We start from the raw sequence: 26,526 nt of genomic DNA, 5'->3' as shown, positions 1-26,526 counted from the left end.
AGCGGCGGCTGAACGGCTCGCACGGTATGCACAGCGCCTGGTGCACTCTATAATCGCCGCAATGCGCGGCTTTCTTCTCACCCCGACCTATCGCGTCGTGAACGGCGTGCCGGAGGTTCACTTGTACGGCGTGCTCGAATCGGGCCAGCCGTGCCTGATCATCGACGACCGCACCCGGCCGCACTTCTTCGTGCGCACGGCCGATGCCGACGCGGCGCGCGCGCTCGGCGTCGCGGTCGAACCGTCACCTCTACGCACGCTCACCGGCGAACCGGCGGCGACCGTCACGGTCGGCGTCCCGGGCGACGTGCCACCGCTGCGTCACCGGCTCGAAGAGCGTGGCGTCGTCTGCCTCGAAGCCGACGTGCGCTTCGCCTATCGCTATCTGATTGATCGCGGCATCCGCGGTGCGTTTGAAATCAGCGGGTCGTCGCAGGTTCACGGGCGCGTGGGGCACGTCTTCCGCAATCCCACATTGCAGCCGACGCACTGGCAACCGAAGTTGAAAGTGCTGTCGATCGACATCGAGACGGCTGGCCTCGAAGGGCAACTGTACTCGATCGCGCTGCACACCCGCGACTTCAGCCGGGTTCTCTTCGTCGGCCACCAAATGTTCGAGCACGCCGAGCCGGTCCATTCGGAGAAGGCCGCGATTCGTCGATTTCTCGAATACGTCGACCTTCTCGACCCCGACGTCATCACCGGGTGGAACGTGGTCGACTTCGACCTCGCCTTCCTGGCGCGGGCGGCGCGGCGCTACGGCATCCGCTTCACCATCGGGCGCTCCGACGACGAGTTCAATCTGCGCAAAGACGCGTCCTTCACGCGGGAGTCGCGCGCGGTCACGTACGGGCGCGTCGTTCTCGATGCGCTGTCGCTGCTGCGGGGCGCGTTCATTCGACTCGACGACTACAAACTCGAAACCGCGGCGCAGGCGTTCCTCGGCACCGGCAAGCTGTTCGCCGGCGAGCGGCACCACGAACAGATCAGCCAAGCCTACGAGCACGATCCGCAACTGTTGGTGAACTATAACCTGAAGGATGCGGAGCTGGTCAGTGCGATTCTCGACCACACCGGCCTGGTCGACCTGGCGGTGGAGCGCAGTCTGTTGACCGGCATGCAACTCGATCGCGTCAGCGCCGCAATCGCCTCCGTCGACTCGCTGTATCTTGCCGAATTGCGCCAGCGCGGCGTGGTGGCGCCGTCGGTCGGCGCTGAAGAAAAGGAGGCGCGCATCACCGGCGGCTATGTGATGGAATCGCGCCCCGGCCTCTACACCAACGTGTTGGTGTTCGACTTCAAGAGTCTGTACCCGAGCATCGTGCGCAGCTTGAACCTCGATCCGTTGACCTTCGTGCGTGTTCCGCGCGCCGATGGCGACTACATCCGCACGCCGAATGGCGCGCATTTTCGGCGCGACATTCCCGGCATTCTTCCCGCGCTGGTTGCCCGTTTGGCCAGCGAGCGCGAGCAAGCCAAGCGGGCCGGCCAGGTGGTGAAGGCCAACGCCATCAAGATTCTGATGAACTCGATGTTCGGCGTACTCGGCTCGGGCGCCTCGCGTTTGTTCTTCCCCGAGGTGGCCAACGCGATCACGCACGCCGGCCAACACCTGATCAAATTCGCGGCCGAGCACGCCGCGGCTCGCGGTTACGACGTGATCTACGGTGACACTGATTCGCTCTTCATCCATTCGAACGAGTCCGACCCCGCGCGCGCGTTGGCGCTCGCCGAAGTGCTGCGCGCCGACATCGGCGCAGCGGTGGCGACCGCGGTGCGTGAAGAGTTTGGCTGCGAGAGTTATCTCGAACTGGAATTCGAGAAACTCTATCATCGATTTTTCCTGCCCGAAGTGCGCGGCGGCAAGGTCGGCAGCAAGAAGCGCTACGCCGGCTTACTCGTCGAAAACGGCCGCGAGAAGATCGAGTTTGTGGGCCTCGAATCGGTCCGCCGCGATTGGAGCGAGGTCAGCAAACGTTTTCAAGGCGAGTTGCTGCAGCGCGTCTTTCACGATCAGCCCGTGGCCGCGTTCATCAAGGAATTCGTCGCCGATCTGCGCACCGGCACGTTCGACGCCTTGCTCTCGTACAAGAAGGCTATCCGCAAGGACCTCGCGGCGTACACCAAGACCACGCCGGCGCATGTAAAGGCGGCGCGCAAGCAACGCGGGGCGGCTGGCCGCATGGTTGAATACGTTGTCACCCGCAACGGCCCCGAGCCGGTCGGCGAAGAGACCGGCCCGCCCGACTATGCGCACTACATCGAGCATCAACTCGAACCCGTGGCCGACGCGATTCTGCGTTGCCTCGGCACCGACTTCGCCACCATCGTCCAGAGCCGCAAGCAGCTGGCGTTGTTCTAGTCCGTGCCCGGCAACCGGAACTGACAGACGAGAATGGGGCAGCCGCGCTTCGTCGGCCTGTGGCGCAATCGCGATTTCGTCAAGCTGTGGGCCGGTGAGACGATCTCGGTCTTCGGTTCGATGGTGACGGCGACGGCGCTGCCGTTTACCGCCGTGCTCGTGTTGCACGCGACGCCGATGCAGATGTCGCTGCTGCGTGCGGCGGATCTGGTGCCGGGGCTGCTGATCGGAGTGGCAGCCGGCGTCTGGGTGGATCGGCTGCCGTGCCGCCCGCAGTTGATCGCCGTCGATCTCGGCCGTGCGTTGCTGCTCGTGTCGATTCCGCTGGCGGCGTTTGCTGGCGTGTTGCGCATCGAGCAGTTGTACGTCGTCGGCTTCTTGACCGGAATTTTGTCGATGGTGTTTGCCGTCGCCTTCCGATCGTACCTGCCGACGCTGGTTCGGCGTGAGGATCTCGTCGAAGGCAACAGCAAACTGTCGGCGAGCGCGGCGGTGGCGGAGGTGGGCGCGTTCGGTCTCAGCGGATGGTTGGTGCAGATATTCACGGCGCCGCTGGCGATCCTGCTCGACGCGCTGTCGTTCGTAGCTTCGGCGGCGTTCGTCGCCATGATCCGCGCACCCGAAGCTGGACCACGCGCGCCCGCACAGCGTTCGATGTGGATCGAAAGCGCTGAAGGGCTGCGCTTCGTGGTCAGTCATCCGGTGCTACGCGTATTGGCGGGCTGCACGATGCTGCTCAAATTCGCGTTTTACGTTTTCAGTACAGTCTTCATGTTGTTCGTCACCCGTGAACTCGGCTTCGCGCCGGGCGTGCTGGGGATGATCTTCGCCGTGGGAGGCGTGAGCTCGCTGCTCGGGGCGTTGATTGCGCGCCGAGCGACGACACGCTGGGGCGTCGGTCCCACGTTAATTGGCGGTCTGGGTCTTACTGGACTCGGTATTCTCCTCGTACCGCTTGCACCTGGGGCCACGCTCGTCGGCGCGCTGCTGCTCATTGCGCAACAGTTGGTCGAGGACGGGGCGGCCACGGTGTACGACATCATCGAGGTCAGCCTGCGTCAGGCTCTCGCACCGCCTGCGATGTTGGGGCGGATCAACGCGAGCATGCGCATGGCTGGACTCGCGGCGATGTTGCTTGGCGCGCTCGTCGGCGGCGTGCTCGGCGAAAGCATCGGTCTGCGAATGACCCTCGTGGTGGCGGCCACCAGCCCCTTCATCGCCGCCGTGTGGCTCGCCTGCTCACCGGTGCGCAGGTTGATGGAGTTGCCGAACGAACCGTAGCAGCGCGGGCGGCGCGGGCGGGTACGGGATTGACTCGTTCGGTTGCCCCCGTTACATAGCCGCGAGCTTCGAGGAGGAATGATGTACGGACGTTTCACGGTTCGCGTGACCGGAGTGTTGATTAGCGTGTTGTTCCTGGCCGCGTGCCCGATCAAGAAGTCGGCGCCCCCAAAGCCGACACCGAAGCCGCGCGCGACCGCCGACGCGCGTTCCGCAACACCGGTACCGACGGTGCCGCCGGGCACGCCGGTGGCCATGCCGACGCGGCCGATTGCGAATCCGAACGTCAAAGCGACCAAGGGTAAGCCGATCGGTCCGATCGTCTCACACTTTGGCGCGGCCCGCGCCGACGGCCACGCGTACGAGCCTGATTCAGTCGACAAGGACGGGGTGGCGACCTACAAGCACCCGGTCGGTTCTGGTTTCATGATCGTGATCGAAGGCAAACCTGGCCTCAGCAATGCCGAGGTCGGTCGCAGCATCTTTCAGTATGATCCGAAGGACCCGAAGAAGCGTCCTGACGTCCAACTCGAGAGCAATCGGCCGTTGGGTGATGGTAGCGATACCGTCTGCGACCGCAATCGTCCAGAGATTGGAGGCGTGCCGGCGGTGAATCCTCCGTCGTTCAAAGAGACTCAAGCAATTTCCGACACGCTCAACGATCTGGCGTGCCGGTTTGAGACGTTCGTCGAGTCCGCGTCTTCGTGCACCGTTACTGCGAACGGCGATTTTTCCTTCATCAACAAGGAGAGCACCACCCAGTTCTGCATGGTGATCGCGAAGGCCTGGAACTTCCCGATCGGCACTACCGAATTGACGTTGCGCTTGCGTGATGTGGACGGCAATCCGGGGCCGGAGAAGAAGCTGCGTCTGATCCGTTCGGAACCGCCCAAGCGGACGCCGTCGCCAAAGGGCACCCCGGGTCCGCGCAAGAAGCCGACGCCGAAACCGTTGCCAACCCGGTGAAGTCGCCCGCCCACACCGTCTGGCCGCTGGCGCTGCTTCTGCTCCTCGGAGGGTGCGGGAGCTGTCAGCGCACGAGTGAGACCCCGGACACCACGAGTAGCGGCGCCGCCGCCGTCACCGCGAAACGGCCGACCGTCCGTGCTGCCGCTCCCGCTGCGGCGAGCAGCGCCCCGGCCGCTCCCGAAGCTCCCGGCCGAATCTTGGCGCCAACGCTTGGACCGACGGTTGGATTCGGTCCGACTGGCCCAGCCGCGCGGCACCCGGAAGCGCCGCCGCCCGCCGAGGGATCCGCGGACGCCGACGAGGCGGTCCCCGCCGAACTCGACAACGAAGGGGATTGCATCGTCATCATCGATGCCGATCCCGATTTCGGTGAGCCGCCGCTGAGCGTGAGCTTCAGTGTCGAGTCGCAGTGCACCGGCGGTACGCCGGCGCTGGCGTGGGACTTTGGCGACAACTCGCCCCCCTCCAATGATCCCGCCCCGATCCATGTGTACGACAAACCGGGCGAGTATACCGCCCGCGTGCTCGCCACCGCCGCCGACGGCACCAAGGCCGCCGACGAGATCGACATCACCGTCGAAGCCAGGTTCCAGCAATAGGCCCTCTGGTGCCACGGCCGGGCCCCCCTCGCGTGCCCACTGCATTTGCGCTACTTACTCTGCACGCGCGGACAGGCTCCGCGGTTCCGTTCTGAGGAGTTGAGTGTGGTGCACCCTGATGAGATCAGCAGCCTGATCACTGCGGCCCTCCCCGACGCGCAGGTATCCGTGCGCGACCTGACGGGTGGCGGTGATCATTTCGAGGTCACGGTCGTGTCGAGCGCCTTCGCTGGTAAAGGCTTGGTCGACCAACACCAGATGGTCTACACACCGTTGCGCGACGCGATGGTGCAGCGCATTCACGCGCTCACGCTCAAGACCTACACACCGGACCAGTACCAGCGTGCGCCTAAGTCACTGCGCGTGGTGTCGTAAGGAGGACAATCATGGCCGATGAACTGATGAACCACATCAAGTCGATGATCGACAAGAACAAGATCGTGATCTTCATGAAAGGCACTCCGAATCTCCCGATGTGTGGCTTCTCCGCCGCCACCATCGAGCTGTTCAACCGTATCGGTGTGCCGTACGAGACCGTCAACGTGCTCGAGAACCCACAAATTCGCGACGGCATCAAGGCGTTCTCCAATTGGCCGACGATCCCCCAGGTGTATGTCGGCGGCAAGTTCATCGGCGGCTGTGATATCGTTCACGAGATGGACGGTCGCGGCGAGCTCGAGCCACTGGTGAAATCGGCGGTCGCGGCGTAGAGCCGTTTTCGCGCCGCATGCCTGGAGACGCCCGGCGGGGCGTCTCTACATTGGACACATCAACTCGTTTGCGTCTCGCACTCCGCGCAGCGGAACTCCATGCGGCCGCCGCTGCGGCGTACGAAGCCTTCGTCCCCAGCGGCGATCGGACGCTGGCAACCGGCGCACGTCGTGTCGCGGTTGTGGACTACGCGCACCCACGCATCGTCGCCCGGCTCCTCTCCGCCACCGAACATGCCGCCAATCAGCTCATCGACGCCGTCGAGCACGTCAGCGAGCACCGCGCGGATGTCTTCGAACACACGCCGAACGTCTGGCGCCGTCGCGGCGGCGTAGCGCGACGCGTGGCGACAGCCGCGACGATATTCGCGCCGGGCGCGTCGCCAATCGCGCGCCATGTCGTCGGCGAATCCGCCGGCGTGTTCTTGAATCCGTTCCGCAAATGTACTTGCGTCGCGGGCGACGCGCCGGGCGAAATGTTCCGCCGCGCGGCCGACGTGTTCCCAACTTGCCGACGCATCACCGTCGTGCGGATGTTGATCGGTAGTCGTCATCGCGTTTCCTCCTCTGAGTGAGTGCGTGGACGGCGCGGTCGCCGCACGCAGGATGTGCAGAGAAATAGCAGTGAGCCCGGCTGATCACGCAGGCCACGGTGTGCACTCGCCCCGGCGGCCAGGTCGGTTTCGCAGCGAGCACACGTCGCCGCGCGATTGAGGATCAGCTCCTGCCAGCCGTACACGTCGTCGAGACCATCGGCGACACCGCTCGTCGCCTTGGCTGATCGACCCAGGTTGCGTGCGAGTCGGCGAGAGCGTTGAGCGACCGCGAGGCCGTCCTCGACGATGTCTTCAACCAAATCGAGCGCACCTTCGAGCACGTTGCGGACCAGCAACGACACCGGTTGCTGCTTGCGCCGTGCCGCCCGCTTGAGCGCGCCTTCTAGGTGCTCCGAAATCCGCGTGTGTAGCCAACGTTCCTGCCGATGATGTCGCACGGGCCGAAATGTATCACGATGTGATACGTAGTCAACGCATGGCGAAATGTGCAACAGCGGCTTCGCAGCAACTTGTCTCCTCCTGCATCGTGCGGCTAAGGTGCGCGACGCGAAGGAGACCTACATGACGGCACAACGGCGCAAGTTCTGGGGTTGGGGCTGGGAGGACGAGGGGCCCAGCGCTGAGCAGCAGCAGCGCATCGCGCAGTTGCTGGCGGCGCGCTTCAATCTGCCGGCGCTGTCGGTGGTGCCGCCACCACGCATTGATGAGGTGCGGCTGCGCGCGCCGCGCATCGCGCCGCCGGCCGCGCTCGCGTCGATCTGCTCGACCGACCCCTACGATCGCGCCGGCCACACCTACGGCAAAGCCTTTCGTGACGTGGTGCGAGCGTACCGGCGCGACTATGCCAATCCCATCGATGTCGTCGCGTCTCCGCGCGATGAGCGCGACATCGCCGCACTGCTCGACTGGTGCGCCGACGCGAAGGCCGCGGCGATTCCGTATGGCGGTGGTTCGAGTGTGGTCGGCGGCATCGAGCCGCGTGTCGGGAGCGCATACGAAGCCGCGGTGTCGATCGATCTCACGCATCTCGATCGCGTGCTCGAAGTCGATCGCACCTCGCGCGCCGCGCGCATTCAGGGCGGCGTGCTGGGTCCCGCGCTGGAAGCGCAACTGCGGCCGCACGGCTACACACTGCGCCACTTCCCGCAGTCGTTCGAGTTCTCCACACTCGGTGGCTGGATTGCGACGCGCTCGGGCGGCCACTTCGCGACGCTCTACACGCACATCGACGACTTCGTCGAATCACTGCGCGTGGTGACGCCGTCGGGAGTCATCGAGTCGCGCCGCTTGCCGGGCTCGGGGGCTGGGCCGAGTCCCGACCGCCTGTTCATCGGCTCCGAAGGGATACTGGGCATCATCACCGAAGCGTGGATGCGTCTCCAAGATCGGCCGACGTTCCGCGCTTCGGCGTCGGTGACGTTCACCGACTTTGTTGCCGGCGCCGCCGCTGTGCGCGCGATCAGTCAGGCCGGTTTGTATCCGGCGAATTGCCGGCTGCTCGATCCCGGCGAAGCGATGACCGCGGGCGCCGGCAGCGGTAACGAAGCGGTGCTGGTGCTGGCCTTCGAGTCGGCCGATCACCCGCTCGATGCGTGGATGACGCGCGCGTTGGAGTGCTGCCGCGATCACGCCGGCACGGTGCCCGAAGGTGCGGGCAAGACGCGCACCGACGAGGCGGCGAGTCGCGAAGGCGCGGCGGGTGCATGGCGCCAGTCGTTCCTCGGCGCGCCGTACCTGCGCGATGCCCTGGTCGGCATGGGCATGCTCAGCGAAACCTTCGAGACCGCGATCACGTGGGATCGCTTCGAGGCATTTCATCACGGCGTGATGTCCGCGGCCACCGATGCGGTGAAGCGCGTCTGCGGCGCGGGGCAGGTCACGGTCCGCTTCACGCATGCGTATCCCGACGGACCGGCGCCGTACTACTCGATCATCGCGCCGAGTACAGCGGCAAGTCAGCTCGAACAATGGGACGAGATCAAAGTGGCGGTGGCGGACGCGGTGATCGGCCTCGGCGGCACGATCACGCATCATCATGCCGTCGGTCGCGATCATCGGCCGGGGTACGACCGCCAGCGTCCCGATGGCTTTGCGCGCGCGCTGCGCGCCGCCAAATCGGCGCTCGACCCAGCCGGGATTCTCAATCCGGGCGTGCTGATCGATCCGGCTGTGCCGCGCTAGCCGAGTGACTCGGGTAGCGCGGCACAGCTAGGTCGACGACGTCCACCGTGCCCTAGATCGTGTTGAGGAAGTCGATCACTCGCTGTTGTTGGATCGACGACAGACCCTGGAAGGCGGCCGCCGCGGCGGCACCCTGACCAGCGTGCAAGGCGATGGCTTCGGCAATCGTCGCTCCTCGGCCGTCGTGCAGGAATCGTGATCGCGCGCGCGCGCCCCACAGTGGCGCCGTGCGCATGAGGGTCGGCCCGGCGGCGTCGGAGGTGATCCCATCGCCGAGTGAACCCATGTCGTGCAGCAAGAAATCGGAGAACGGGGAGAACTGCTGGTTCGCCAACAGCGTGTTGAGCGTGGTGCTGATGGCGATGCCACTGGTGGTCGGGGGGATGAAGGCCGCCGGGTTCTCTGCGGTCGTGAGGTTTTCGACGTGGCAACCGGCGCAGCCAATGGTGGCGAACAACAGGTGACCCGCGTGCGCGTCGCCGCTCTTCGCGAGCTGCGGTGGCGGCGCCAACGCGCGCATGAAATCAGCAAAGCGGTCGGCATCGACGCGACCATCGTCATCCGGCTCATCTTCCGGGTCATCGTCCGTGTCGAGGACGACGCCAAACTGGCTCTCGTTGAGCGCGCAGGTACTGCGCTCCGTGGGGAAATCCGGGTTGGTGATGCCCATCTCGTTGAGATAGGCGTCGCCGGAAAACGCGCGCAACGTTGCGTGGTCATTCTTCCATCCGAAGCGCCCGACGCGCGCAGCGCTCAATTCGTTGACCGTCTTCACGATGCCACGGATCTCCGGCGGCTGGCCGGCCGCGATGGCGTTGAAGGTACTGTCGGCCACTGCCTCGACAAGACCCAGTCCAAAGAGCGGCGTGGCCTGCCGCTCGGCCGTGCAATTGGCTCCCGCCGCGAAGCTCGTACTGGTCGGGTCGCAGAGCTCCAAGTCGGTGGCGAATGTCGTGCGGATTGCCTCTTCTTGTTGACAAGCTGACTGCGCGCAGTTGGGCGAGGTGATCTGACAACCGATGGGTGTGGATTCGAGTCCGTTGGGAAGGATCGTCGACGGTCCTTGTGTCTGCGGTCCGGCGCGCAACAGATTGTCGACGGCAAAGATGTGGAGCGGGCCGCCGGCGGTATTGTTGCGCACACGGACTTCATTGATGAACGCACCGGAGCCGCCGAGCGCCGGCTGAAAGTGACAGGCGCCGCATGAGCGACTGTTGAAGATGGGGCCGACGCGAGGCAGTTGCTCCACTTCGATGAATTGGAGTTGCCCGCCGACGAACAGTTGCAAATCGGCGCTGCTCAGCCGCGCCAACTGCTTGCCTCCTCGACCCGGTCGTCTCACCAACCGAGGAGGAAGCGGCAACCCGAAACCGGAGAGGTCCGTGATGGTCGCCGTCGCAGCCATCCGGGCACGAGTGTGCGATGCCGGGCCGCGGGCCCGTCCTGAGGCACTGACGCTGGAGGCCATCACGAGGACCAACATCCCGTAGCACATGCGCGTCGCGATGCTCCGAATTGAGCGCCGACGATGAGACCTCCGAAGAGATTCACGTGTCCCAACCAAGCGTGTCATGCGGTTTCTCCTTTCTGTGCGGCAGCCTTCAGCTCATCTGAAGACCGATTGTGAACGTGGCCATGTAACCCGCCCCGCTGCTGGCGGGCTGAAGAGCGAGCGTGAGCTGAGAGCCCCCGCTGCCGTAGATATTGTCGTTCGCGTTGCGCACCGTGCGCGTGCCGCGGGTGTTGTACGGGGCGTTTGCCAGGACCACGTCGTTGATCGCATCGTCGATGAACAACTGCGATGTGAACTCGAAGGTCTTCTGGCCACTCACCGAGAACGTGCGGATCTTGAAATGGATGTGGATGGTGCGTCCCATGTACCAGCCGGGATAGATGGTGAGGAATCCGGCGGCGCCGTTCTGATCGGTGAGCTGATACCCGCGCAGGTACGTTTCTCCGACGGTGTTCTTGTTCTGGATCCCTCCACTGGCTTCGTCCGAGTACACGCCTTCCGCGCTCGCGTGCCAGACGTCGACCTGCGCGTCGCTCAGTGGCGTGCACGAGTTTCCCGTCACCTGATACACGCCGAAATTTATCCGCAACGGTAGACCGTTGGTTACGAACGGTTCGGTTGTGCCCGAGGTAAGATCGGCGCGATTGAGCCCCTCGTCGACGAAGAACGGGCCCTCGGTGAGTGCCGGCTTCACGACGCAGGAAAGCGTCCCGGGCGTTACCGTGGCCGTCGGTGTACCGGTTGCGGTGGATGTGGCCGGGGATGTTGCTGTCTCGGTCGGTGCCTGGGTCGGTGGGTTGGTGGGTGAATTGGTCGATGTCGTGGTGGCCGTAGCGGCGGTGGTCGCAGTGGGAGTGGCCGGCGGCTTGGTTGTGGCGGTCCCAGTCGGATCCTGGGTCGGCGTATTCGTTGCCGCGGCTGAACCGGAATCGGTCCCGCATCCCACAAGCGCGGTCACTCCGACCGCGCCGATGAGCCCCAGCGTCTCGCGCCGGCTGAGCAGACGATCCGGTGAGTCCTTCTCTATCATGCCATTTTCCTTTCGAGCTGTAGTGGAGATCGGCTCACGCGGGCGATGAAGGGTCATCATGAATGGCCCGCACTGCCGTCGTTTCGATCTATCTATGTGGCATGCCCCGACGCATGAGCATTTGAGCGTTGATTTCTCCCGGCTGGCGCAATTGGATGGTTCCATTGCCGCCAACGAAGTCCCCGATCTTGAGGTCGCTACAAGTGAGCGATCCCTGATTGCCGCCAGTGATGACGGTCGAGGCTGAGAGCCGCAGCACCGAAGTTCCAGGGCCGTCGCCATTGTCGATTACGATGCTCCCGGTGCGGCAATCGATCGACAACACGGAACCGAGAAAGTGTACGGTGATGACGCGCGGCTTCATCGGGATCACCGACGGCGCGAGCACGATGTGCACCGCCACGATCGTTCGGTCGCTGCTCAAGCGCACCACCCCTTCGAGGCTGATCACATCGTCGGCTCGAATGTCGCTGCAGGCCTTGGCGTTGCCCGCCGTGTCGACGATGGTCGTGTCCGCCGAGATCCTCGCCATGAACTGCTCGCGCATGCCGTGGTCGTCGTGCACGATCAATTCACCCGCCGTACAATCGACCAGATCGACGTGAGCCCGGAAGGCCGACTGCCGCGGGGCCTGCACCTCCACCGCGTCGGGATGCAACGCGATGTCTGCCAGCACCACGGTGGCGCCCGCGGCAACATCGAGCGACTGAGTGACTTGAAAGTGCGCGGTCGCGAAGCGCAGGGTAATGGTTCGCGCGAAGGTACCGGTGAGTTGAAAGTTGCCGCCGTTGTCGGTGGTGGTCGCGAGTCCCCGGACCTCATCGATGCTCACGCGAATGCTGGCGAGGTCGCTGGTCGCGGCGGCACTCCCGCTCGCCGGCGTGGTCTGCACGTCGATCACATTGCCGCTGACGGAGGATCCGGAAACGCCGGTGCCCACCGGACCGCCGCCCGACGCACAGCCGAGATAGAGCGCGCCGTACAGCACGAGCCACCAGGAGCGCGCGGACTTCATCGGGACCTCCGGAGGATGCGGCCGGGTGGATGCGGTCGCTTGTCGGCCTCGGGCTTCACTGCGGCCGGCGCGATCGGCTCTTCGAAGTAGTAGGCACCCAGAACGACGCGCGAGCGTTCGCCGGCCGACGCATTGGGATGCTGGTCGCGATCGTACGAAGCGAGCAACGTGTTAGCGCGGCGAATGAACTCCTCACCGGTCTGCCGCGCTTCGCGGCGCAGCCGGGCGAGGGCTTCCGCACCGATGTTGTCGTAGACGACCTTGCGCTGCAGGCGCGGCACGTCGGCATGTTCGATGTTGTGGACGATGGTCGAGAAGAGTTCGGCCGGGTCAGATCCGAGAAATGGCAGCTTGCCGGCGATGTCACCGGCCGGGATGTGCGCTTCGCGCCGCAAGACGACATCGCCGCTGGGCAGCAGCTCGACGGCACCGACGTGCAGCAGCTCGTCGAGCACTGAGCGCACGGGCACGTCGACGCCGAGTTCGTGCACCAGTTGGGCGAAGCTCGCAGCACGCGAACCCTCGCTATCGTAGGGCAGACGGCGCGGCGTGCCGGCGGTGTCGGCATACGGCGGCCCCGCCATCCAGCGTCCGATCACGTGCGTGGCGACGGTGTGTTCGATCTCGATGAGTCGTTCGGTCGCACGTTGGCGCAGCGCGGGCACCTCCTTGCGATTCATGCCGGTGACCAACGAGATGCGGCTGTCGGTCTGACGCTTGAACGGCAGGGCGAACTCTTGCTCGGCGACTTCAACGAACACTTGCTTCACGATGCGATCGAAGGCCGGGTAGGAAATACCATAGGCAATGAGCTGCCGCACGACTGGCCGCAGCATCCGACGGATGGCGGTCACGAACTGTTCTTTCAGCGGTGCGGGCAACATGGGCTGAGACGATCACGAACGAACCAACTACCCTCCTATGTCATTTCACCCCGCCGGGCGGCAACTCGGTTCGCAGACGAACGAGTCGTTCCCGCCCGGCGGAGCAATCGGCGCAGTCCCCGTTTGGAGGGGGGGATCGCTGGGGCGCTGCGCCAACTCCGATTACGGCGTGGGCGTCGGCGTCGCGATCACGCACGCTTGCGCGCAGTCGTGTGCCGTACTCATGCACGCTTGCACCGCTGTACGGCGCGCCGTTCGACAGGGCTGGAGACAGGCCTGGGCCACAGATATCGCCGCCTGGCAATCAGCGGACGTTACATCGGCACTGCAAGCCGTGCGCGCCGCTTGGACCAGCGCATCGCAGGCCTGATCGCAGGTTTGGTCATCGACACTCGCCTTCTCGCGACACGCGTGCAGGTCGGTGCGACACTGCGCGATGCACTGCGGATCTTTATCCGACGAGGAGGTGGACGGAGTTGGGGTCGGGCACGCGGCCACGCAGGTGTGATTGTCGGTGCGACAGATGGCCTTCGCCGTCATCAACGCATCGATGCATGGCGTTAGACACAAGCGGGCGGCCGCTTGTGCTGCCTGACACGCATCGGAGCTTCGGTCCGTCGCGCATGCGGCTTGGGCGGCCTGCAGATCAGCGCCGCAGGTTGCCTGCGCACAGGCGCGGGCCTCGGTGCCTGCGGCTTGATGACAAGCCAGCGCGGTAGTTTGGCAGGCGGCGATGCAAGTGTTGCCGCGGAAGAGGGATCCATGATCCCCAGGCTCACGCCCGCCAGGCCCATGCTCTCGTGCGTTTGCCACCGAAACGAGCCCTAGCAGCGACAACGCACTTACCATCACAAACTTTTTGGTCATTGGTATCTCCTTAAGGTAACGGGTTCTGGTTCACTGACGCCGCAGAGCATGCACACGGGAGGGGCACGACACGGCAAACCGACGCGGGCCATATAAATGGTAAATACGCCCATTTTTGTGGTCACGCAAGCCAAAAAATACCTCAACGCGAAATTATGTAGAGCGGGGACCGCGCCGACCTTGACGCCAGCGCTGACGGCGCTTGCGGACGACGACGCTCAATCCTGACGGGCGGATCGATCCGTGCTTGCGGTAGGGCAGCGCGTCAGCGCGTAGTGCAGCGCGCGGATCAGTTCATCGACGGTGACTGTGCGATCGGCGTTGGTGTCGAACGATGGACACGTCGTCAGCGCTACTTCGCCTAGCGCGATGTCGATGCCCACCACCAGTTCGCTCACCGTCACGTCGCTGGTGCCGTCGCAATCGCCCGTGCACGGCAGCGGATTCGGTGTCGGGCTTGGAGTGAAGGCCGGTGGCTCGGTGAGGGTGGGCGATGCGTTGGTGGTCGCTGAACTCGTCGGGGTCGCTGTCACGGAGAACGAATGAGTCGGCGTGAGCGAGGCCGTCGCGGTTTGGCTGTATGTTGCGGTGAGCGTGTCAGCGGGCGTGCTGGTTCGCGTCGCTGTGCGAGACGGAGACCGCGTTGTCGTCACCGTCAAGGTCGACGATGCGGCCGGTGACGCGGTCGGCTGAAGCGTCGAAGTACCCGTGGGCGAACGAGTGACCATGGGCGTCGCCGGCAAACTCGGGGTCGGTGAGGGAGTTGGGTCCGTAGTCGCACTCGCTGTGCCCGTTGATGCTGTTGTCGGCGAGTGTGTCGGTGTGATCGACACACTCGCAGTCGAGCTGAGGGTTGCGGTAGGCGTGCTGGTTCGGCCGGCGGTACGAGATGCAGACATCGTTGTCGATGGCGTCGGCGGTGGCGACGTGGTTGCGCTCGCGATCGCCGTCGGTGTCGCCGAGGGGCTTGCGGACGCCGTTGGTGTCACGCTGGGCGTCCGAGTCTGGCTCATGGTGGCACTCGCTGTCGGCGTCCGCGTGCTGGTGTGGCTCGGTGATGCGGTTGGCGAGCGAGTGGCGGTGGCAGTCGCCGTCGCGACCGGTGCAATGCGGCCGATGCGATCGCCGATTTCTTCGGTGAACCAGACCTGTCCATCGCCGCCGCTGGTGATGCCCGACGGAAAGCTGCCATTGCTGAGCGTTGCGAACTCGCTGATCGTGCCGTCCGGCGTGATGCGTCCGATCTGGCCGGCGTCGAATTCCGTGAACCAGAGATTTCCGTCCGTGCCGCGGGTGATGCCCGTCGGCGTGCTCAGGGTTGTGGGTAACACGAATTCGGTGATCGTCCCGTTCGGGGTGATTCGCGCGATTTGATCCACGTCCGACTCGGTGAACCAGGCGTTGCCGTCGGGACCGGTCGCAATCCCTGCCGGGTAACTCGCCGCAGTGGGAATCACGAACTCGGCGATCGTGCCGCTCGGCGTGACGCGGCCGATGCGGTTCGCGTCCGACTCGGTGAACCACAGGTTGCCATCGGGTCCGGTGGCGATCTCGGACGGGAAGCTCGCGGCCGTAGGGATCAGAAACTCGCTGATCGACCCCGCCGGTGTGATGCGGCCAATGCGGTTGCCGAACGCCTCAGTAAACCACAGATTGCCGTCGGGGCCGGCCGCGATGCCGGTGGGAAAGCTGGACGCGGTGGGAATCGCAAACTCGCTGATGCTGCCGCCGGGCGTGATGCGGCCGATGCGGTTGCCGAACGCTTCAGTGAACCACAGATTGCCATCCGCACCGGCCGCGATATGGTCGGGGGCGCGCCCTGACACCGGCAACACGAACTCGGTTACGGTGCCCGCGAGCGTGATGCGGCCGATTTGATTCGCGCCGGATTCGGTGAACCACAGGTTGCCGTCACTGCCTGCGGCGATGCTGCGGGGTGCGCTGAACGTGGTTGGCAGCGCGTACTCGACGACGACGACTTGCGCGCGAACCGGCACCGCGCCGATGATCAACAGTGAGACGACCGCGATCACTGCCAGAGGAATCGCCGGCACCCGAGTTGCCCAGCACGAGCCCCGCCGCCGCATCAGTGGAAAGCGCCTAGAGCGGTGCGGGCGGTCGCACGAGCATCGTGGTCACGTCGATCGCGCCGGGATGGCGTACGTTGATGGTGCCGTGCCCTTCGACCCGATCGCCGACGTTGATCCCGCTACAGCGTAGCGGTTGCTGCGCGTCGTTGACGATGACGCTTGTAGACGTCAGGCGCAGGCGCGATTGGCCGCTGGTGTCGACGACGAAGATCATACCCGACTCGCAATTGACGACCGCGACGGTGCCGTGGAAGCGCAGCTCGTGGATCGGTTGCGGTTGTCCGGGTGGTGGCGGAGCGACGGTGACGGTGACCGCCTCGACGGTGTGATCGCTTGGGCGCAGTACGCCTTCAATCGCCACCGCATCGCCGACCTGCAGATCGCTGCACTGCAACACGTTGCCGTTGCCGCGTACGAAGACCGTGTCAGTGGTCAGACGGACCATGAATTGACGTGACTGCATGCCGCGGTCGTTCACCAACAGCTCGTTGCCCGCGCAGTCGGCCAAGGCGACGTGGCCCAGAAAACCCAACTGACGCACCGGACCGACCTCCACACTCTGGGTGCGGATCGCGATATCCGACACCACCGTGGTTGAACCAGCGGGCACCTCGAGTGGCAACGTGGCGTTCACGTCCGGCGCGGTAAAGCGCACGGTGATCGCGCCGGAGAACTCCCCGGTGAGTACGAAGGTGCCGTCGGCGCTGCTGTCTGTGGCGAGACCCGGTACCTCGTCAATCGCGACGTGGACCGTCGGCAGCGTGGCCGCCGCGGGCGCGTTGACTTCGACGGCGACAATGTTGCCACTCACGGATGACCCCGACAGCCCTGAACCCACCGGACCACCTTCGGACGAACAACCGAGAATAGCGGCGAATACAACTGCCAACAGGCGGACGCGTTTCATCGAGACCTCCGAATGCGACCAGATGGGCGCGCGGGCTTCTTCTCTTCCTGCGCCTCGGCAGGCGCCACGGGCTCTTCGAAATAGTAGGTGGCGAGTACCACGCGCGTCCGCGCACCACCGGGGGCCTTAGGATGCCGGTCGCGGTCGTACGCAGCCAGCAGGGAATTGGCGCGCCGAACAAACTCTTCGCCGGCGCGCCGCGCTTCGGCGCGCAGCTCCGCCAGCGCTTCCGCACCAATGTTGTCGTACACCACCTTTCGCTGCAGGTGCGGCGTCTCGGGATGCTCGATGTTGTGGATGATGGTGCTGAAGACTTCGGCCGGGTCGGTGCCAAGCAAAGTCAGCTTGCCCTCGGCATCGCCCGCGGGAACGTGTGCCTCGCGCCGTAGGACGACATCCCCGTTCGCCTGCAGCTCGACGGCGCCGACACGCAACAACTCGTCGAGCACCGAGCGCACGGGCACGTCGACCGTGAGATCGCGCACCAAATGCGCAAAGCTCGCGGTGCGTGCCCGGTCGCTGCTGTATGGCAACGGGTGCGGTTTGCCCGTGGCGTCGGCATAGGGTGGCCCGGTCATCCAGCGGCCGATCACGTGCGTGGTCACGGTGTGCTCGACCTCGACGCTACGTTCGCCGGTACGCTCACGCAGCGCCGGTACCTCTTTGCGGTTGAGACCGGTCACCAAGGTAATGCGACTGTCCGTCTGCCGTTTGAACGGCAGCGCGAAGTCGTGCTCGGCGACGTCGACGAACACTTGCTTCACGATGCGGTCGAACGCGGGATACGAAACGCCATAGGCAATCAGCTGGCGCACGACTGGCCGCAGCATCCGACGGATGGCGGTCACGAACTGTTCTTTCAGCGGTGCGGGCAACATGAGCGCTGGGTCGTACAGAGGAATGGCGTTGTGCACTTCCTATGGCATTTCACCCCGCCGAACGGCAACTCGGCACGCGCGTCGCACCGTTCGGCGGGGGTGGGAACCTCGCCCGGGGGGGCGGGCGTGGCTCAGCTACGGTTGACTGCTATTCGGGCACGCCTCCACGCAATCGTAAGCGGTGCGCAAGCAGGCGTGCAAAGCGAGCTCATGCGCTTCCACGCACGAACGTTCGCAATGTCCGGCGGCTTGGAGCGCCGTGTGGCACGCATCGGAGGACGGATCCGCAACACAAGCGGTGCGCGCGGCTGCTACCAGCGGTTGACAGGCCAGATGACAGGCCTCCGTGTCTTTGCGCGCCGTACTCCGGCACGCCTGAAAATCGGTACGGCACTGTCCAACACACAGCGGGTCCTTGCTCTCCACGGTGCCGGGGTGCGGGCAACTGGCGACGCAGGTCTGTCCATCGCTGCGACACACGTCGAGCGCGGCCGTCAAGTCGTCGTGGCAGGGTTGCACGCAAGTGTGCACGGCATCCTGCGCGGCGCGACACGCGTCGGAGGTCGGATCCGCCGCGCACGCGTCGTGCGCGGCTTGCAGCTCGACGCTGCAGGTCGCCTGGGCGCACATGCGGGCATCATGGATGGCCGCTTGGCGGCACACGTTCGCGCTGTGTCGGCAGTCGCTCACACACCCGGGCCGCGCACCCAATACTCGTCCGCGAGCCGGCGTGGTCAGGGCGAACCCCAGCAGCGACAGCGCACCGACTATCAAAAGCTTTCTGGTCATGGTCGATTCTCCTCTCTTTGGTTCGGTCGGAAACTCGCACCCAGCAAGGTAAGCCGCCACAGCGGGCGGGGCGCGACATACTGTGGGCAATCTCTCCATCTAAATGGGATATATTCCCATTTCATATTCTTTGTCAAGCCAGAATGTTTCGGCACCACGCTCCAGGCGCAGCCGTCTGGTGCCGGATCAGGGTTCAACCGGCAGGGCGCTCTGTGGTAGAGCCATGCCCGAAGTCTCTCACGGAGGCGGCGATGACGATGCTGAGCGATGACGAAGTGCAGCGGCTGCGCGCGGAGTTCCCCGCCCTTGAGCGCTACGCCTACTTTGCGACCAACGGGCTCGGGCTTTTGTCGCACCGGGTGGCGCAGGCGTTGCACGAGCGCATCGACGACCTGACGCGCAAGGCGATCGTCTCGACGATCTTCCGCAATGCGCCGGTAGTGAGTGAAACTCGCAGCCGCGTGGCGCGGCTGTTGGGATGCGATGCCGAAGAGGTCGCCTTCTCTCGCAACACGTCCGAAGGACTGTTGTGGGTGGCCTCCAGCTTGCCGTGGCGGGCGGGCGATGAGGTGCTGGTCGCGCAAGGTGAGTATCCGGCGAACGTGCTGCCGTGGATGGGGCAAGCGGCGCGCGGCGTGGTGACGCGCCTGTTGCCGCAGCGCGACCGGCGCATCACGCCGCGGCTGGTCGCAGACGCGTGGTCAGCGCGGACCCGCCTGCTCGCCGTCAGCTTCGTGCAATACAACTCCGGCTTCCGCGCGGATCTCCGCGCGCTCGCAGAGGTTGTCCACGCCCGCGGCGGGTTGCTGTGTTGCGATGCGATCCAAGGCCTCGGCGCGCTGCGGCTCGACGTACGCGCTACCGATATCGATTCCGTCGCCGCCGGCACGCACAAGTGGCTGCTCGGCGTCCAAGGCCTCGGCATCTTCTACTGTCGCCGCGCCTTGCTCGCCCAGCTTGATGCGAGTCATACCGCGACCGGCAGCCTCGTCGTCGATGCCGATCCGGGCGATCCCGACGCGCCGTGCGACCGCACACTCGTGGATGAAGCGCGCCGCTTCGAGGAAGGCACACGCAACTATCTTGGCATCGCCGCGCTCAACGAATCGTTGAAGCTGATCGAAGAGATCGGCATCGAGCGCATCGAAGCGCGCATTGGCGAGCTGACTGACTATCTCGTGCATGAGGTCACGCGTCGGGGTTGTCGCGTCGAGAGTCCACGCGGCGCCGGCGAGTGGTCCGGCATCGTACTCTTTGCGCCACCAGCCGGCGGTCCACCGGCGACCCAATTGGTCGCGGCGATGCATAGCCAGCGCATCACTATCAACGCCCGCGAAGGCTGCATTCATATGGGCGTGCATTTTTACAACACCCGCGACGACATCGACCGCGTGCTCGCGGTGCTCGACGGAGGAGTGAGTCAACCAGGAGTGAACCAACAATGAAGAGCCGCGCTCAAGTGTTGATTGCGCCCGGTCAGTTCGACCTGCGCGAAGTCGAGGTACCGGAGCCAGGCCCCGGCCAGGTGCGGATGCGCGTGCACGCCTGCGGCATTTGCGGCTCGGACAAAGTGCTGTCGCAGATCTCGGTGCCGGGGACGATCCTCGGCCACGAAGTGATCGCCGAAGTCGAGTCCTGCGGAGCGGGGGTGACCGAATGGCGTCCCGGCGATCGCGCGATTCCGATCGGTGACGCGCTCGGCATGTCCGACCAGCGCGGCGGTTTCAGCGAGTGGATCACCATCGCGGCTAGCGCGCTGGTGCGCGTGCCCGAATCGGTGCCGAGCCGCGACGCGGTGATCGGCGAGCCGATCGGCAACGGCCTCCACTTCGTTCGGCGTAGCCGATTGCAGCCGGGGCAGCGCGTTGCCATTTTGGGCGCTGGTCAGATCGGTCTGTCGATTCTGTATTGGGCGCGCCGACTCGGTGCCGGGCGCATCGTGGTGAGCGAACCGGCGCCGGCGCGCGCACAGTTGGCGCGCGAGTTGGGCGCCAATGCGGTGATCAATCCGAGCGCAGAGCGCGACCTGAGCGCGGCGATTGCGGCCGCCCTGGGCGGCCGCCCCGAGGTCGTCTTCGAAGCAGTCGGCCGCCCCGATGTGATGGAGGATGCCATCCGATTGCCTGGCGGTCGCGGCAGCGTCGTTGTGCTTGCCGGTATCACGATGAGCGAACTGACCATCCGCCCGGTGTCGCTGTGTCTGAAGGAAACCGATCTCGTTTTTCCAATCGGCACCGTGAAGGAGGAAGTCGAAGAAGTCGTCGCGGCGCTGCACAGCGGCGCACTGCCAGCCGAGCGTTTCGTCTCGCACCGCATCCGCCAGCACGAGATCCCCGACGCGCTGCACGAACTCGGCAAGCCGACGAATCAGATCAAAGTGGTGGTGGAGTATCTTGGCTGACGGGGTGCGGCTTGACCATCACCGAGACGGTGGTGGCGAGGAGACGGGTGCAGTTGCGGGCCTTTGAGGGGCTGGCGGCTGAGGTCTTGGAGTTGAAGGGGCCGGGTTCTTTCCCCCCTTTTCCACGGTCTCTCGAGATATGGGCTTAGCCATGATGTCTTGTCCTCCAACTAATCTTCCAGTTCTGCGCCGCGGAACTCGATCGTAACGTTGTCCTTGGCACGAGCGAGATACACCGCGTCGACCTTATACAGCTCTTCCCCAGTCGAGTTCCGGTACGCCCTGGCGTCGCGCAAGAGCAGCTCATTGCCGTCAAGAAAGTCCGAGTAGCGTTCCACCCGTCCATCATAGACCAAATCGTGCTCCAGGTCTCGAATCGTTGCCCATCGGATACTGGATCCGAAGACCGAGCTCCAGACATCTTCAGAGTCGCGCTCGCTCACACCGATGGATCCCGCGAGCCGGTAGAGCCATCTCCGATTGACCGCGAGCGATACAACCAGCGCGAGAATGGGCGAGGCCAGCAGCGTCACCAAGAGTGGCTCGGAATAGGGTATCGCGCGGGAATCCGAAATCGACGAAAAGAACGAAAGCCGGGGTGGCCACGTCCACTGGACAACGGCCAAGAGTGGAATGCGAGAACGTAGCAGAGAAATCCCAGCACAAACGCGTACACAAAATGCTCCGGGGCGTGCCAGTCTCGATGGGCAATGAGCGGGTCGATGAGAATGAGACACATGATTCCTGGAAGGAAGAGAACCAAGAGTCTGAAGCTGAATTCAGAAACTTCCATGATGGCCCTCCGTGGCAACCACCGGTCTCCAGCGCTGCTTCACCCACCGAGCCTCCCCCCCCAGCCACTTCGTCTGCGCCGGCACCGTCGCGAGCAACACTCGCTAGGTCCCCTGGCCATAGGGCACGCGACTGATTTCTGTCAAGGCGAACGCCTGACTTTCAACTGTGGACTTTCGACTGTAGACTTTCATCATGACCAACGCGGCCGTGGCAAAAGTCATGCGTGAGATCGCGGCGCTGCTCGACATGGAAGGCGTGCCGTTCAAACCGCGGGCGTACGAAAAGGTCGCGTATACGATCGACGCCCTCGATGAGCCGCTCGCCGATAGCTACGCGAAGGGTGGACTGAAGGCGCTGGGAGAAATTCCCGGCGTCGGTCGCGGCATCGGCGAGAAGATCGAAGAGCTGCTGACCACCGGCAAGCTCAAGTACTACGACGATCTGCACGCGAAGGTGCCGGCCGACATCTCTGAGCTCACCGCGATCGAAGGCATCGGCCCGAAGCACGTCAAGGCGTTGTACGACGCGCTGCGCATTCGCACGGTCGACGATCTCGAACGCGCCGCGCGCGCCGGGCAGATTCGCACGCTGTCGCACTTCGGTGAAAAGAGCGAGCAGAAGATTCTCAAGGGCATCGAGTTTCTCCGCGGCCACACCGGACGCCAGCCGCTCGGTACCGTGCTGCCATTGCTTGAAGACATCCAGGCGCGGCTCGGCACCATCGCCGGTGTGCAGCAGGTCGCGATCGCCGGCTCGGTGCGCCGTCGCCGCGAGACCGTCGGTGACGGTGATGTGCTGGTGGTGTCGAATCAGCCCGAACGGGTGATGGAGTTCTTCATCGGCATGCGCGAAGTCACGCGCGTGCTCGGCCAGGGCTCGACGAAGTCGAGTGTGCGACTCGAAACCGGATTGCAAGTCGATCTGCGGGTGGTGCCGTCGAAGAGTTTCGGCGCGGCGCTCAACTACTTCACCGGTAGCAAGGCCCACAACGTCACGCTCCGGAAGATCGCGATCGAGCGTGGTCTCAAGCTCAACGAGTACGGCGTCTTTCGCGGCGAGAAACAGATCGCCGGCAAGACCGAGGAGGATGTTTACGACATCCTCGGCCTGCCCTACATCGAGCCCGAGCTGCGCGAGGACGCGGGCGAGATCGACGCCGCGCGCGAAGGTCGACTGCCGCGCCTGATTCAATACGGCGAGGTGCGCGGCGATCTGCAAACCCAAACGACATGGACGGATGGCGCCAACTCGATCGAGGAGATGGTGAAGGAAGCGCGCCGCCTCGGCCGCGAATACATGGCGATCACCGATCACACCAAGAGCCTGGCGATGATGGGCGCCGACGAGGCTAAGTTGCGCGAGCAGATCAAAGCTATCCGGGCGCTGCGCAAACACCTGAAGGGATTCACGCTGCTCAGCGGTGCCGAGGTCAACATCAACAAGGACGGGACGCTCGATATCGACGACGACGTGCTCGCCGAACTCGACGTGGTCGGTGTGGCGGTGCACTCGCACTTCAATCTCCCGCGTGCCGAGATGACCCGCCGCATCATCCGCGCGATGGAGAGCCCGCACGCCGACATCCTGTTCCATCCCACCGGCCGCGTCATCAACAAGCGTGAAGCGTACGACGTCGACATCGACGCCATAATCGCGGCGGCCAAGCGCACCGGCACCATCCTCGAGATCGATGCTTTCCCCGAACGCCTCGATCTCAAAGACGAGCACGTCCGCAAAGCGATCGCCGCGGGCGTCAAGCTGGTGATCGACTCAGACGCCCACAGCGTGAACCACCTCGCCTACATCGACTACGGCATCGCCACCGCCCGCCGCGGTTGGGCGGAGAAGAAGGACGTGGTCAACACGCTGCCGGTCGACAAGTTCCTAGCGAGTCTGAAAAATGGACGGCGCGCGGCGAAGTCCACCGCCCGCAAACGTTGATCGGATCGTCGACGCGTTGCGGGTGCGGCCGCGCCCATCAGTCCGCTCGGTGTTCTTTGTGGTGCTCAAGCCTTGTTCACTCATCGACTTCGTAGAAGGCTACGCGGCCTTCAGCACGAAATCGACCTTGACTGCCTGGAACGGGAACTCGATGCGACCGTCCGCGGTGCGACTCAGTAGGCCGGCGTGCAGAAGCGCCTTCACATCGGCATGCACGGCCTTCACATCGCGCTCGACGCGCCGCGCGGCTTCGCGAATCGACACCCGCCCAGCGCCACAAAGAGCTTTGAGCAGCTCCCACCGTTTTGCGCTCAGCACCTGCCACAGCAACTCGGGCGTGGCGAAGGCAATGCGGACCTCGCCGTCGCCCCGGCCGGTCTTCATTGCCCGCGACGCATCATGCAGCGTCTCGGGCAGGGAGCGTACTTCAAGAACGACCGTGCTCATCATCGCACCTCGCAATGTCGGCGTTGAAATCGACCATGAGTTGATCCGGTGTTGAGAAGACGTACGGCGTCGTCACCGTGCCGACGTGTCGGTGATCGCCTTTGCCGCGCTCGTTATCGTAGCGCACCACACACTGGCCGGCCACGACGTAGGCCAGCCGATACTTGAAGGCATGGACCGAGGGTCGGACCGGCGGTGCCACGCGCCATATCACCACTTCGACGAACGCATCTGAAGCCACCACGACCCGACGGCGAATCAGTGCCGTGGCGCTCATGTTCGAGACGATGGCGACAACGAGTGGTGTTGTCAATCCCTCCAACACTCGGATCGAGACCGGATGGACACCAACCACCGAAGGCACAGAGGACACCGAGTGGGGGCGTCGGCCGTGAAGCCCAATGCGGAAATACTCAACGCAAAGTCGCAAAGACGCGAAGCCGCAAAGCGAGGGGCTGTGAAGAGCATCCCCCTTCTCTGCACCCTTGCGGCTTTGCGCCGTGGCGACTTTGCGTTGGATCCTTTTCTTCGGATGGATGTTCAGGGTTCTCTCTGTGCGCTCTGTGCGCGCACGGAGATGGCGCCGCAAACGATGGCGTCTATGCCAACCACTTTCTGGAGACCAGCCAAGCGGGAGACTACAAGGTCGTCTTCACGGCCAATGGAGCGGACGCCACGGGGCAACTGTTCCGCCGTGTCGCCAATGGCACCTTCTCTATTGCTTCCGGACTGGGAAGAATCGCGGGCGATCTGACCGACGAGGCTCCAGATACCGATGGAGACGGAGAACCGGACTTCATCCGCTTGCAGTTTTGGGTGACCGTGGAGACGGCGGGGAATTATCATATCTCGGGCGAGATCGCGGATGAGGCACAGGAGGTCCGCCTGAGCGCCTCGGCGCCGTTGCAGGCTCTGCCCGAGGGGACGTCGACCGTCAGCCTCTTCTTCGACCGGCGACAGCTTCCTTCTGGCGGCACATATGGTCCCTTCACGCTCGTGAGTCTCCAATTTTTCGAACAACGCGATGAGGGCATCGCTTGGCTGGACAAGTATAGCGGGAGCTACGCGATCGCGACCCTTCTTGAGGGACCACCCTCGACGGTACCGACGCCATCTGCGACGAGCACGCCGACTTACACGGCGACGCCAACTACACCGACGTCCACCGCAACAGCGACGCAAACACCCACGGACGTAGCAACAGCCCCTCCGACGCTCTCGCCCACAGCAACGCAGACATCTAACCCGACTGAAACAGCCACGCCGATCCCGTGCGCTGGCGACTGTGACGGCGGCGACACGGTGACAATCGACGAACTCGTGAAGGGCGTGAACATCGCGCTCGGCAACCTCGCCCTCGACCAGTGCCCGCAGTTCGACTGCAACGGTAACCAGCAGGTGACGGTCGATTGTCTCGTGCAGGCGGTCAACGCCGCCCTCAACAACTGTTCGGGCTAGATCGCGATCCGCTCCGATCCGGTCGAGCGAAAACGACTGTGCGGTAGCCCGCTCGCCGCCGTCTCTGCTATACGCGGCGTGTGCGACAGACCGATGCTCAACTGTGGCTGCGGCAAGCGGCCGACGATTACCGGTTCGCGCGGGCGGCGCTGACGGGGCACTTCCACGCGCAGTGTTGTTTCATCGCGCAGCAAGTCGCGGAGAAGGCTACCAAGGCGGTCCATTACCATCTCGGCGCGCGAACGGTGATCGGCCACTCGATCCACGCGCTGCTGCGACGACTGAACGCGCGCGCCCAGGTGACGCCCGAGTTGTTGGATCTGGGCGGTCAACTCGATCAGTACTACGTGTCGACACGCTATCCCGATGCGTTGCCCGGCATCGCGCCGACCGACGCGTTTTCACCCGCGCAAGCGCGCGCCGCGCTGCGATCGTCCGGCAAGGTTTTACGATGGGCTCAACAACAACTGCGCCGGCACGTGTGAGCCGCTGGTTGACGCGACTGCCGCGCGTGCTGAAGGCGTGCGGGGCCGAGGCGGCCTATCTGTTCGGCTCGTATGCGCGCGATGAGGCCGATGCATACAGTGACGTGGACCTCCTGATCGTCGCACCGTCGGCGCGTCCGTTCGTCGACCGCTTCCGTGACTACCGCGACGTCTGGTTGGGCGCGCCAACGGGCGTCGACCTCCTCATCTACACGCCGGACGAGTTCGCCGAAGAGCGGCGGTGCAACCGCTTCGTGCGCTCCGTGCTGCGCCATGCGCGGCGCATCGTGTGATGGGCGAAGAACGGCTCCCACCACCGAGGCACCGAGGACACCGAGTGGGGACGCAGAAAACAGAGCGCCCCACA

Annotated in this window: 27 protein-coding genes; 13 read left to right on the top strand and 14 right to left on the bottom strand. The window is 64.5% G+C overall.

Features of this window, described 5'->3' with window-relative positions; genetic code table 11:
• Positions 1-61: 61 nt before the first annotated feature.
• The 6 genes from HYR72_22020 to grxD all read left to right on the top strand — a co-directional run bounded on the left by HYR72_22020 (position 62) and on the right by grxD (position 5,921).
• Complete coding sequence (locus tag HYR72_22020) at positions 62-2,362, top strand: DNA polymerase II (GenBank protein MBI1817664.1); 2,301 nt, start codon at positions 62-64, stop codon at positions 2,360-2,362.
• Between the two features lie 33 nt (positions 2,363-2,395).
• Complete coding sequence (locus HYR72_22015; GenBank protein MBI1817663.1) at positions 2,396-3,643, top strand: MFS transporter; 1,248 nt, start codon at positions 2,396-2,398, stop codon at positions 3,641-3,643.
• A gap of 78 nt (positions 3,644-3,721) precedes the next feature.
• On the top strand, positions 3,722-4,609 hold the full coding sequence (locus HYR72_22010) for a hypothetical protein (GenBank protein ID MBI1817662.1): 888 nt from the start codon (positions 3,722-3,724) through the stop codon (positions 4,607-4,609).
• Positions 4,606-5,211 carry a PKD domain-containing protein gene (locus tag HYR72_22005; GenBank protein MBI1817661.1) on the top strand — a complete coding sequence of 202 codons (606 nt, stop codon included), beginning with the start codon at positions 4,606-4,608 and terminating at the stop codon, positions 5,209-5,211. The genes HYR72_22010 and HYR72_22005 overlap by 4 nt, the downstream gene beginning before the upstream one ends.
• Before the next feature lie 105 nt (positions 5,212-5,316).
• The gene (locus HYR72_22000) at positions 5,317-5,586 is read left to right on the top strand and encodes a BolA/IbaG family iron-sulfur metabolism protein (protein ID MBI1817660.1); all 270 of its coding nucleotides are present in this window, start codon (positions 5,317-5,319) and stop codon (positions 5,584-5,586) included.
• 11 nt (positions 5,587-5,597) lie between these two features.
• Positions 5,598-5,921 (top strand): Grx4 family monothiol glutaredoxin, encoded by a 324-nt coding sequence (gene grxD, locus HYR72_21995; protein MBI1817659.1) that lies wholly within the window; start codon positions 5,598-5,600, stop codon positions 5,919-5,921.
• Positions 5,922-5,980: 59 nt separating this feature from the next.
• Here the strand turns inward: grxD and HYR72_21990 are convergent, their stop codons facing one another.
• Complete coding sequence (locus tag HYR72_21990; protein MBI1817658.1) at positions 5,981-6,475, bottom strand: hypothetical protein; 495 nt, start codon at positions 6,473-6,475, stop codon at positions 5,981-5,983.
• Positions 6,472-6,819 carry a hypothetical protein gene (locus tag HYR72_21985; GenBank protein MBI1817657.1) on the bottom strand — a complete coding sequence of 116 codons (348 nt, stop codon included), beginning with the start codon at positions 6,817-6,819 and terminating at the stop codon, positions 6,472-6,474. The genes HYR72_21990 and HYR72_21985 overlap by 4 nt, the downstream gene beginning before the upstream one ends.
• Before the next feature lie 220 nt (positions 6,820-7,039).
• Between HYR72_21985 and HYR72_21980 the strand changes: the two genes are divergently transcribed.
• A complete protein-coding gene (locus HYR72_21980) occupies positions 7,040-8,659 on the top strand; it encodes an FAD-binding oxidoreductase (GenBank protein ID MBI1817656.1) in 1,620 nt (539 codons plus the stop codon).
• A 52-nt stretch (positions 8,660-8,711) separates the two neighbouring features.
• Here HYR72_21980 and HYR72_21975 read toward each other — a convergent pair whose 3' ends face one another.
• From HYR72_21975 to HYR72_21935, 9 genes are all read right to left on the bottom strand, one after another.
• Complete coding sequence (locus HYR72_21975) at positions 8,712-9,971, bottom strand: hypothetical protein (GenBank protein ID MBI1817655.1); 1,260 nt, start codon at positions 9,969-9,971, stop codon at positions 8,712-8,714.
• Between the two features lie 289 nt (positions 9,972-10,260).
• Positions 10,261-11,202: an intradiol ring-cleavage dioxygenase gene (locus HYR72_21970; protein MBI1817654.1), complete on the bottom strand. Its 942-nt coding sequence runs from the start codon at positions 11,200-11,202 to the stop codon at positions 10,261-10,263.
• Positions 11,203-11,290: 88 nt separating this feature from the next.
• Entirely contained in the window at positions 11,291-12,217 is a 927-nt protein-coding gene (locus HYR72_21965; GenBank protein ID MBI1817653.1) for a hypothetical protein, read from the bottom strand.
• Complete coding sequence (locus tag HYR72_21960) at positions 12,214-13,101, bottom strand: hypothetical protein (protein ID MBI1817652.1); 888 nt, start codon at positions 13,099-13,101, stop codon at positions 12,214-12,216. Before HYR72_21960 ends, HYR72_21965 begins: the two co-directional genes overlap by 4 nt.
• 162 nt (positions 13,102-13,263) lie before the next feature.
• Complete coding sequence (locus tag HYR72_21955; protein MBI1817651.1) at positions 13,264-13,641, bottom strand: hypothetical protein; 378 nt, start codon at positions 13,639-13,641, stop codon at positions 13,264-13,266.
• Positions 13,642-14,186: 545 nt separating this feature from the next.
• A complete protein-coding gene (locus HYR72_21950) occupies positions 14,187-16,055 on the bottom strand; it encodes a hypothetical protein (GenBank protein MBI1817650.1) in 1,869 nt (622 codons plus the stop codon).
• A 13-nt stretch (positions 16,056-16,068) separates the two neighbouring features.
• Positions 16,069-16,965 (bottom strand): hypothetical protein, encoded by an 897-nt coding sequence (locus tag HYR72_21945; protein ID MBI1817649.1) that lies wholly within the window; start codon positions 16,963-16,965, stop codon positions 16,069-16,071.
• Entirely contained in the window at positions 16,962-17,843 is an 882-nt protein-coding gene (locus HYR72_21940; GenBank protein MBI1817648.1) for a hypothetical protein, read from the bottom strand. Before HYR72_21940 ends, HYR72_21945 begins: the two co-directional genes overlap by 4 nt.
• Positions 17,844-17,978: 135 nt before the next feature.
• Positions 17,979-18,632 carry a hypothetical protein gene (locus HYR72_21935; GenBank protein ID MBI1817647.1) on the bottom strand — a complete coding sequence of 218 codons (654 nt, stop codon included), beginning with the start codon at positions 18,630-18,632 and terminating at the stop codon, positions 17,979-17,981.
• 251 nt (positions 18,633-18,883) lie between these two features.
• On the opposite strand from HYR72_21935, the gene HYR72_21930 reads away from it, so the two are divergent.
• Both HYR72_21930 and HYR72_21925 read left to right on the top strand, forming a co-directional pair.
• Positions 18,884-20,077 (top strand): aminotransferase class V-fold PLP-dependent enzyme, encoded by a 1,194-nt coding sequence (locus tag HYR72_21930; GenBank protein MBI1817646.1) that lies wholly within the window; start codon positions 18,884-18,886, stop codon positions 20,075-20,077.
• Positions 20,074-21,033: a zinc-binding dehydrogenase gene (locus tag HYR72_21925; protein ID MBI1817645.1), complete on the top strand. Its 960-nt coding sequence runs from the start codon at positions 20,074-20,076 to the stop codon at positions 21,031-21,033. Before HYR72_21930 ends, HYR72_21925 begins: the two co-directional genes overlap by 4 nt.
• A 170-nt stretch (positions 21,034-21,203) precedes the next feature.
• Here the strand turns inward: HYR72_21925 and HYR72_21920 are convergent, their stop codons facing one another.
• Complete coding sequence (locus HYR72_21920) at positions 21,204-21,566, bottom strand: hypothetical protein (protein ID MBI1817644.1); 363 nt, start codon at positions 21,564-21,566, stop codon at positions 21,204-21,206.
• Positions 21,567-22,020: 454 nt separating this feature from the next.
• Between HYR72_21920 and polX the strand changes: the two genes are divergently transcribed.
• A complete protein-coding gene (polX, locus tag HYR72_21915; GenBank protein MBI1817643.1) occupies positions 22,021-23,769 on the top strand; it encodes a DNA polymerase/3'-5' exonuclease PolX in 1,749 nt (582 codons plus the stop codon).
• Positions 23,770-23,868: 99 nt separating this feature from the next.
• On the opposite strand, the gene HYR72_21910 is transcribed toward polX, so the two are convergent.
• Positions 23,869-24,216: a DNA-binding protein gene (locus HYR72_21910; GenBank protein MBI1817642.1), complete on the bottom strand. Its 348-nt coding sequence runs from the start codon at positions 24,214-24,216 to the stop codon at positions 23,869-23,871.
• Positions 24,197-24,493, bottom strand: a complete 297-nt coding sequence (locus tag HYR72_21905; protein MBI1817641.1) for a hypothetical protein — start codon at positions 24,491-24,493, stop codon at positions 24,197-24,199. Before HYR72_21905 ends, HYR72_21910 begins: the two co-directional genes overlap by 20 nt.
• 539 nt (positions 24,494-25,032) lie before the next feature.
• Between HYR72_21905 and HYR72_21900 the strand changes: the two genes are divergently transcribed.
• The 3 genes from HYR72_21900 to HYR72_21890 all read left to right on the top strand — a co-directional run bounded on the left by HYR72_21900 (position 25,033) and on the right by HYR72_21890 (position 26,452).
• On the top strand, positions 25,033-25,674 hold the full coding sequence (locus HYR72_21900) for a hypothetical protein (protein MBI1817640.1): 642 nt from the start codon (positions 25,033-25,035) through the stop codon (positions 25,672-25,674).
• An 80-nt stretch (positions 25,675-25,754) separates the two neighbouring features.
• Positions 25,755-26,159: a HEPN domain-containing protein gene (locus HYR72_21895; protein ID MBI1817639.1), complete on the top strand. Its 405-nt coding sequence runs from the start codon at positions 25,755-25,757 to the stop codon at positions 26,157-26,159.
• Positions 26,156-26,452, top strand: coding sequence for a nucleotidyltransferase domain-containing protein (locus HYR72_21890; protein MBI1817638.1), 297 nt, complete (start codon positions 26,156-26,158; stop codon positions 26,450-26,452). Before HYR72_21895 ends, HYR72_21890 begins: the two co-directional genes overlap by 4 nt.
• Positions 26,453-26,526: the final 74 nt, after the last annotated feature.

Source organism: Deltaproteobacteria bacterium, from assembly GCA_016178705.1.
Lineage (GTDB): Bacteria > Desulfobacterota > Binatia > HRBIN30 > JACQVA1 > JACOST01.
The sequence above is the reverse complement of the archived record's forward strand: the minus strand, read 5'-3'. Positions and strand labels throughout refer to the sequence as shown.

Coding starts and splice junctions, on each gene's coding strand:
- HYR72_21965 (MBI1817653.1), bottom strand. CDS start 12,217: ATGAAGTCCGCGCGCTCCTGGTGGCTCGTGCTGTACGGCGCGCTCTAT.
- HYR72_21935 (MBI1817647.1), bottom strand. CDS start 18,632: ATGACCAGAAAGCTTTTGATAGTCGGTGCGCTGTCGCTGCTGGGGTTC.
- HYR72_22010 (MBI1817662.1), top strand. CDS start 3,722: ATGATGTACGGACGTTTCACGGTTCGCGTGACCGGAGTGTTGATTAGC.
- HYR72_22015 (MBI1817663.1), top strand. CDS start 2,396: ATGGGGCAGCCGCGCTTCGTCGGCCTGTGGCGCAATCGCGATTTCGTC.
- HYR72_21980 (MBI1817656.1), top strand. CDS start 7,040: ATGACGGCACAACGGCGCAAGTTCTGGGGTTGGGGCTGGGAGGACGAG.
- HYR72_21970 (MBI1817654.1), bottom strand. CDS start 11,202: ATGATAGAGAAGGACTCACCGGATCGTCTGCTCAGCCGGCGCGAGACG.
- HYR72_22020 (MBI1817664.1), top strand. CDS start 62: ATGCGCGGCTTTCTTCTCACCCCGACCTATCGCGTCGTGAACGGCGTG.
- HYR72_21930 (MBI1817646.1), top strand. CDS start 18,884: ATGACGATGCTGAGCGATGACGAAGTGCAGCGGCTGCGCGCGGAGTTC.
- HYR72_21960 (MBI1817652.1), bottom strand. CDS start 13,101: ATGTTGCCCGCACCGCTGAAAGAACAGTTCGTGACCGCCATCCGTCGG.
- HYR72_21910 (MBI1817642.1), bottom strand. CDS start 24,216: ATGAGCACGGTCGTTCTTGAAGTACGCTCCCTGCCCGAGACGCTGCAT.
- HYR72_21990 (MBI1817658.1), bottom strand. CDS start 6,475: ATGACGACTACCGATCAACATCCGCACGACGGTGATGCGTCGGCAAGT.
- HYR72_21950 (MBI1817650.1), bottom strand. CDS start 16,055: ATGCGGCGGCGGGGCTCGTGCTGGGCAACTCGGGTGCCGGCGATTCCT.
- HYR72_21955 (MBI1817651.1), bottom strand. CDS start 13,641: ATGACGGCGAAGGCCATCTGTCGCACCGACAATCACACCTGCGTGGCC.
- HYR72_21905 (MBI1817641.1), bottom strand. CDS start 24,493: ATGAGCGCCACGGCACTGATTCGCCGTCGGGTCGTGGTGGCTTCAGAT.
- HYR72_21940 (MBI1817648.1), bottom strand. CDS start 17,843: ATGTTGCCCGCACCGCTGAAAGAACAGTTCGTGACCGCCATCCGTCGG.
- HYR72_21945 (MBI1817649.1), bottom strand. CDS start 16,965: ATGAAACGCGTCCGCCTGTTGGCAGTTGTATTCGCCGCTATTCTCGGT.
- polX (MBI1817643.1), top strand. CDS start 22,021: ATGACCAACGCGGCCGTGGCAAAAGTCATGCGTGAGATCGCGGCGCTG.
- HYR72_21925 (MBI1817645.1), top strand. CDS start 20,074: ATGAAGAGCCGCGCTCAAGTGTTGATTGCGCCCGGTCAGTTCGACCTG.
- grxD (MBI1817659.1), top strand. CDS start 5,598: ATGGCCGATGAACTGATGAACCACATCAAGTCGATGATCGACAAGAAC.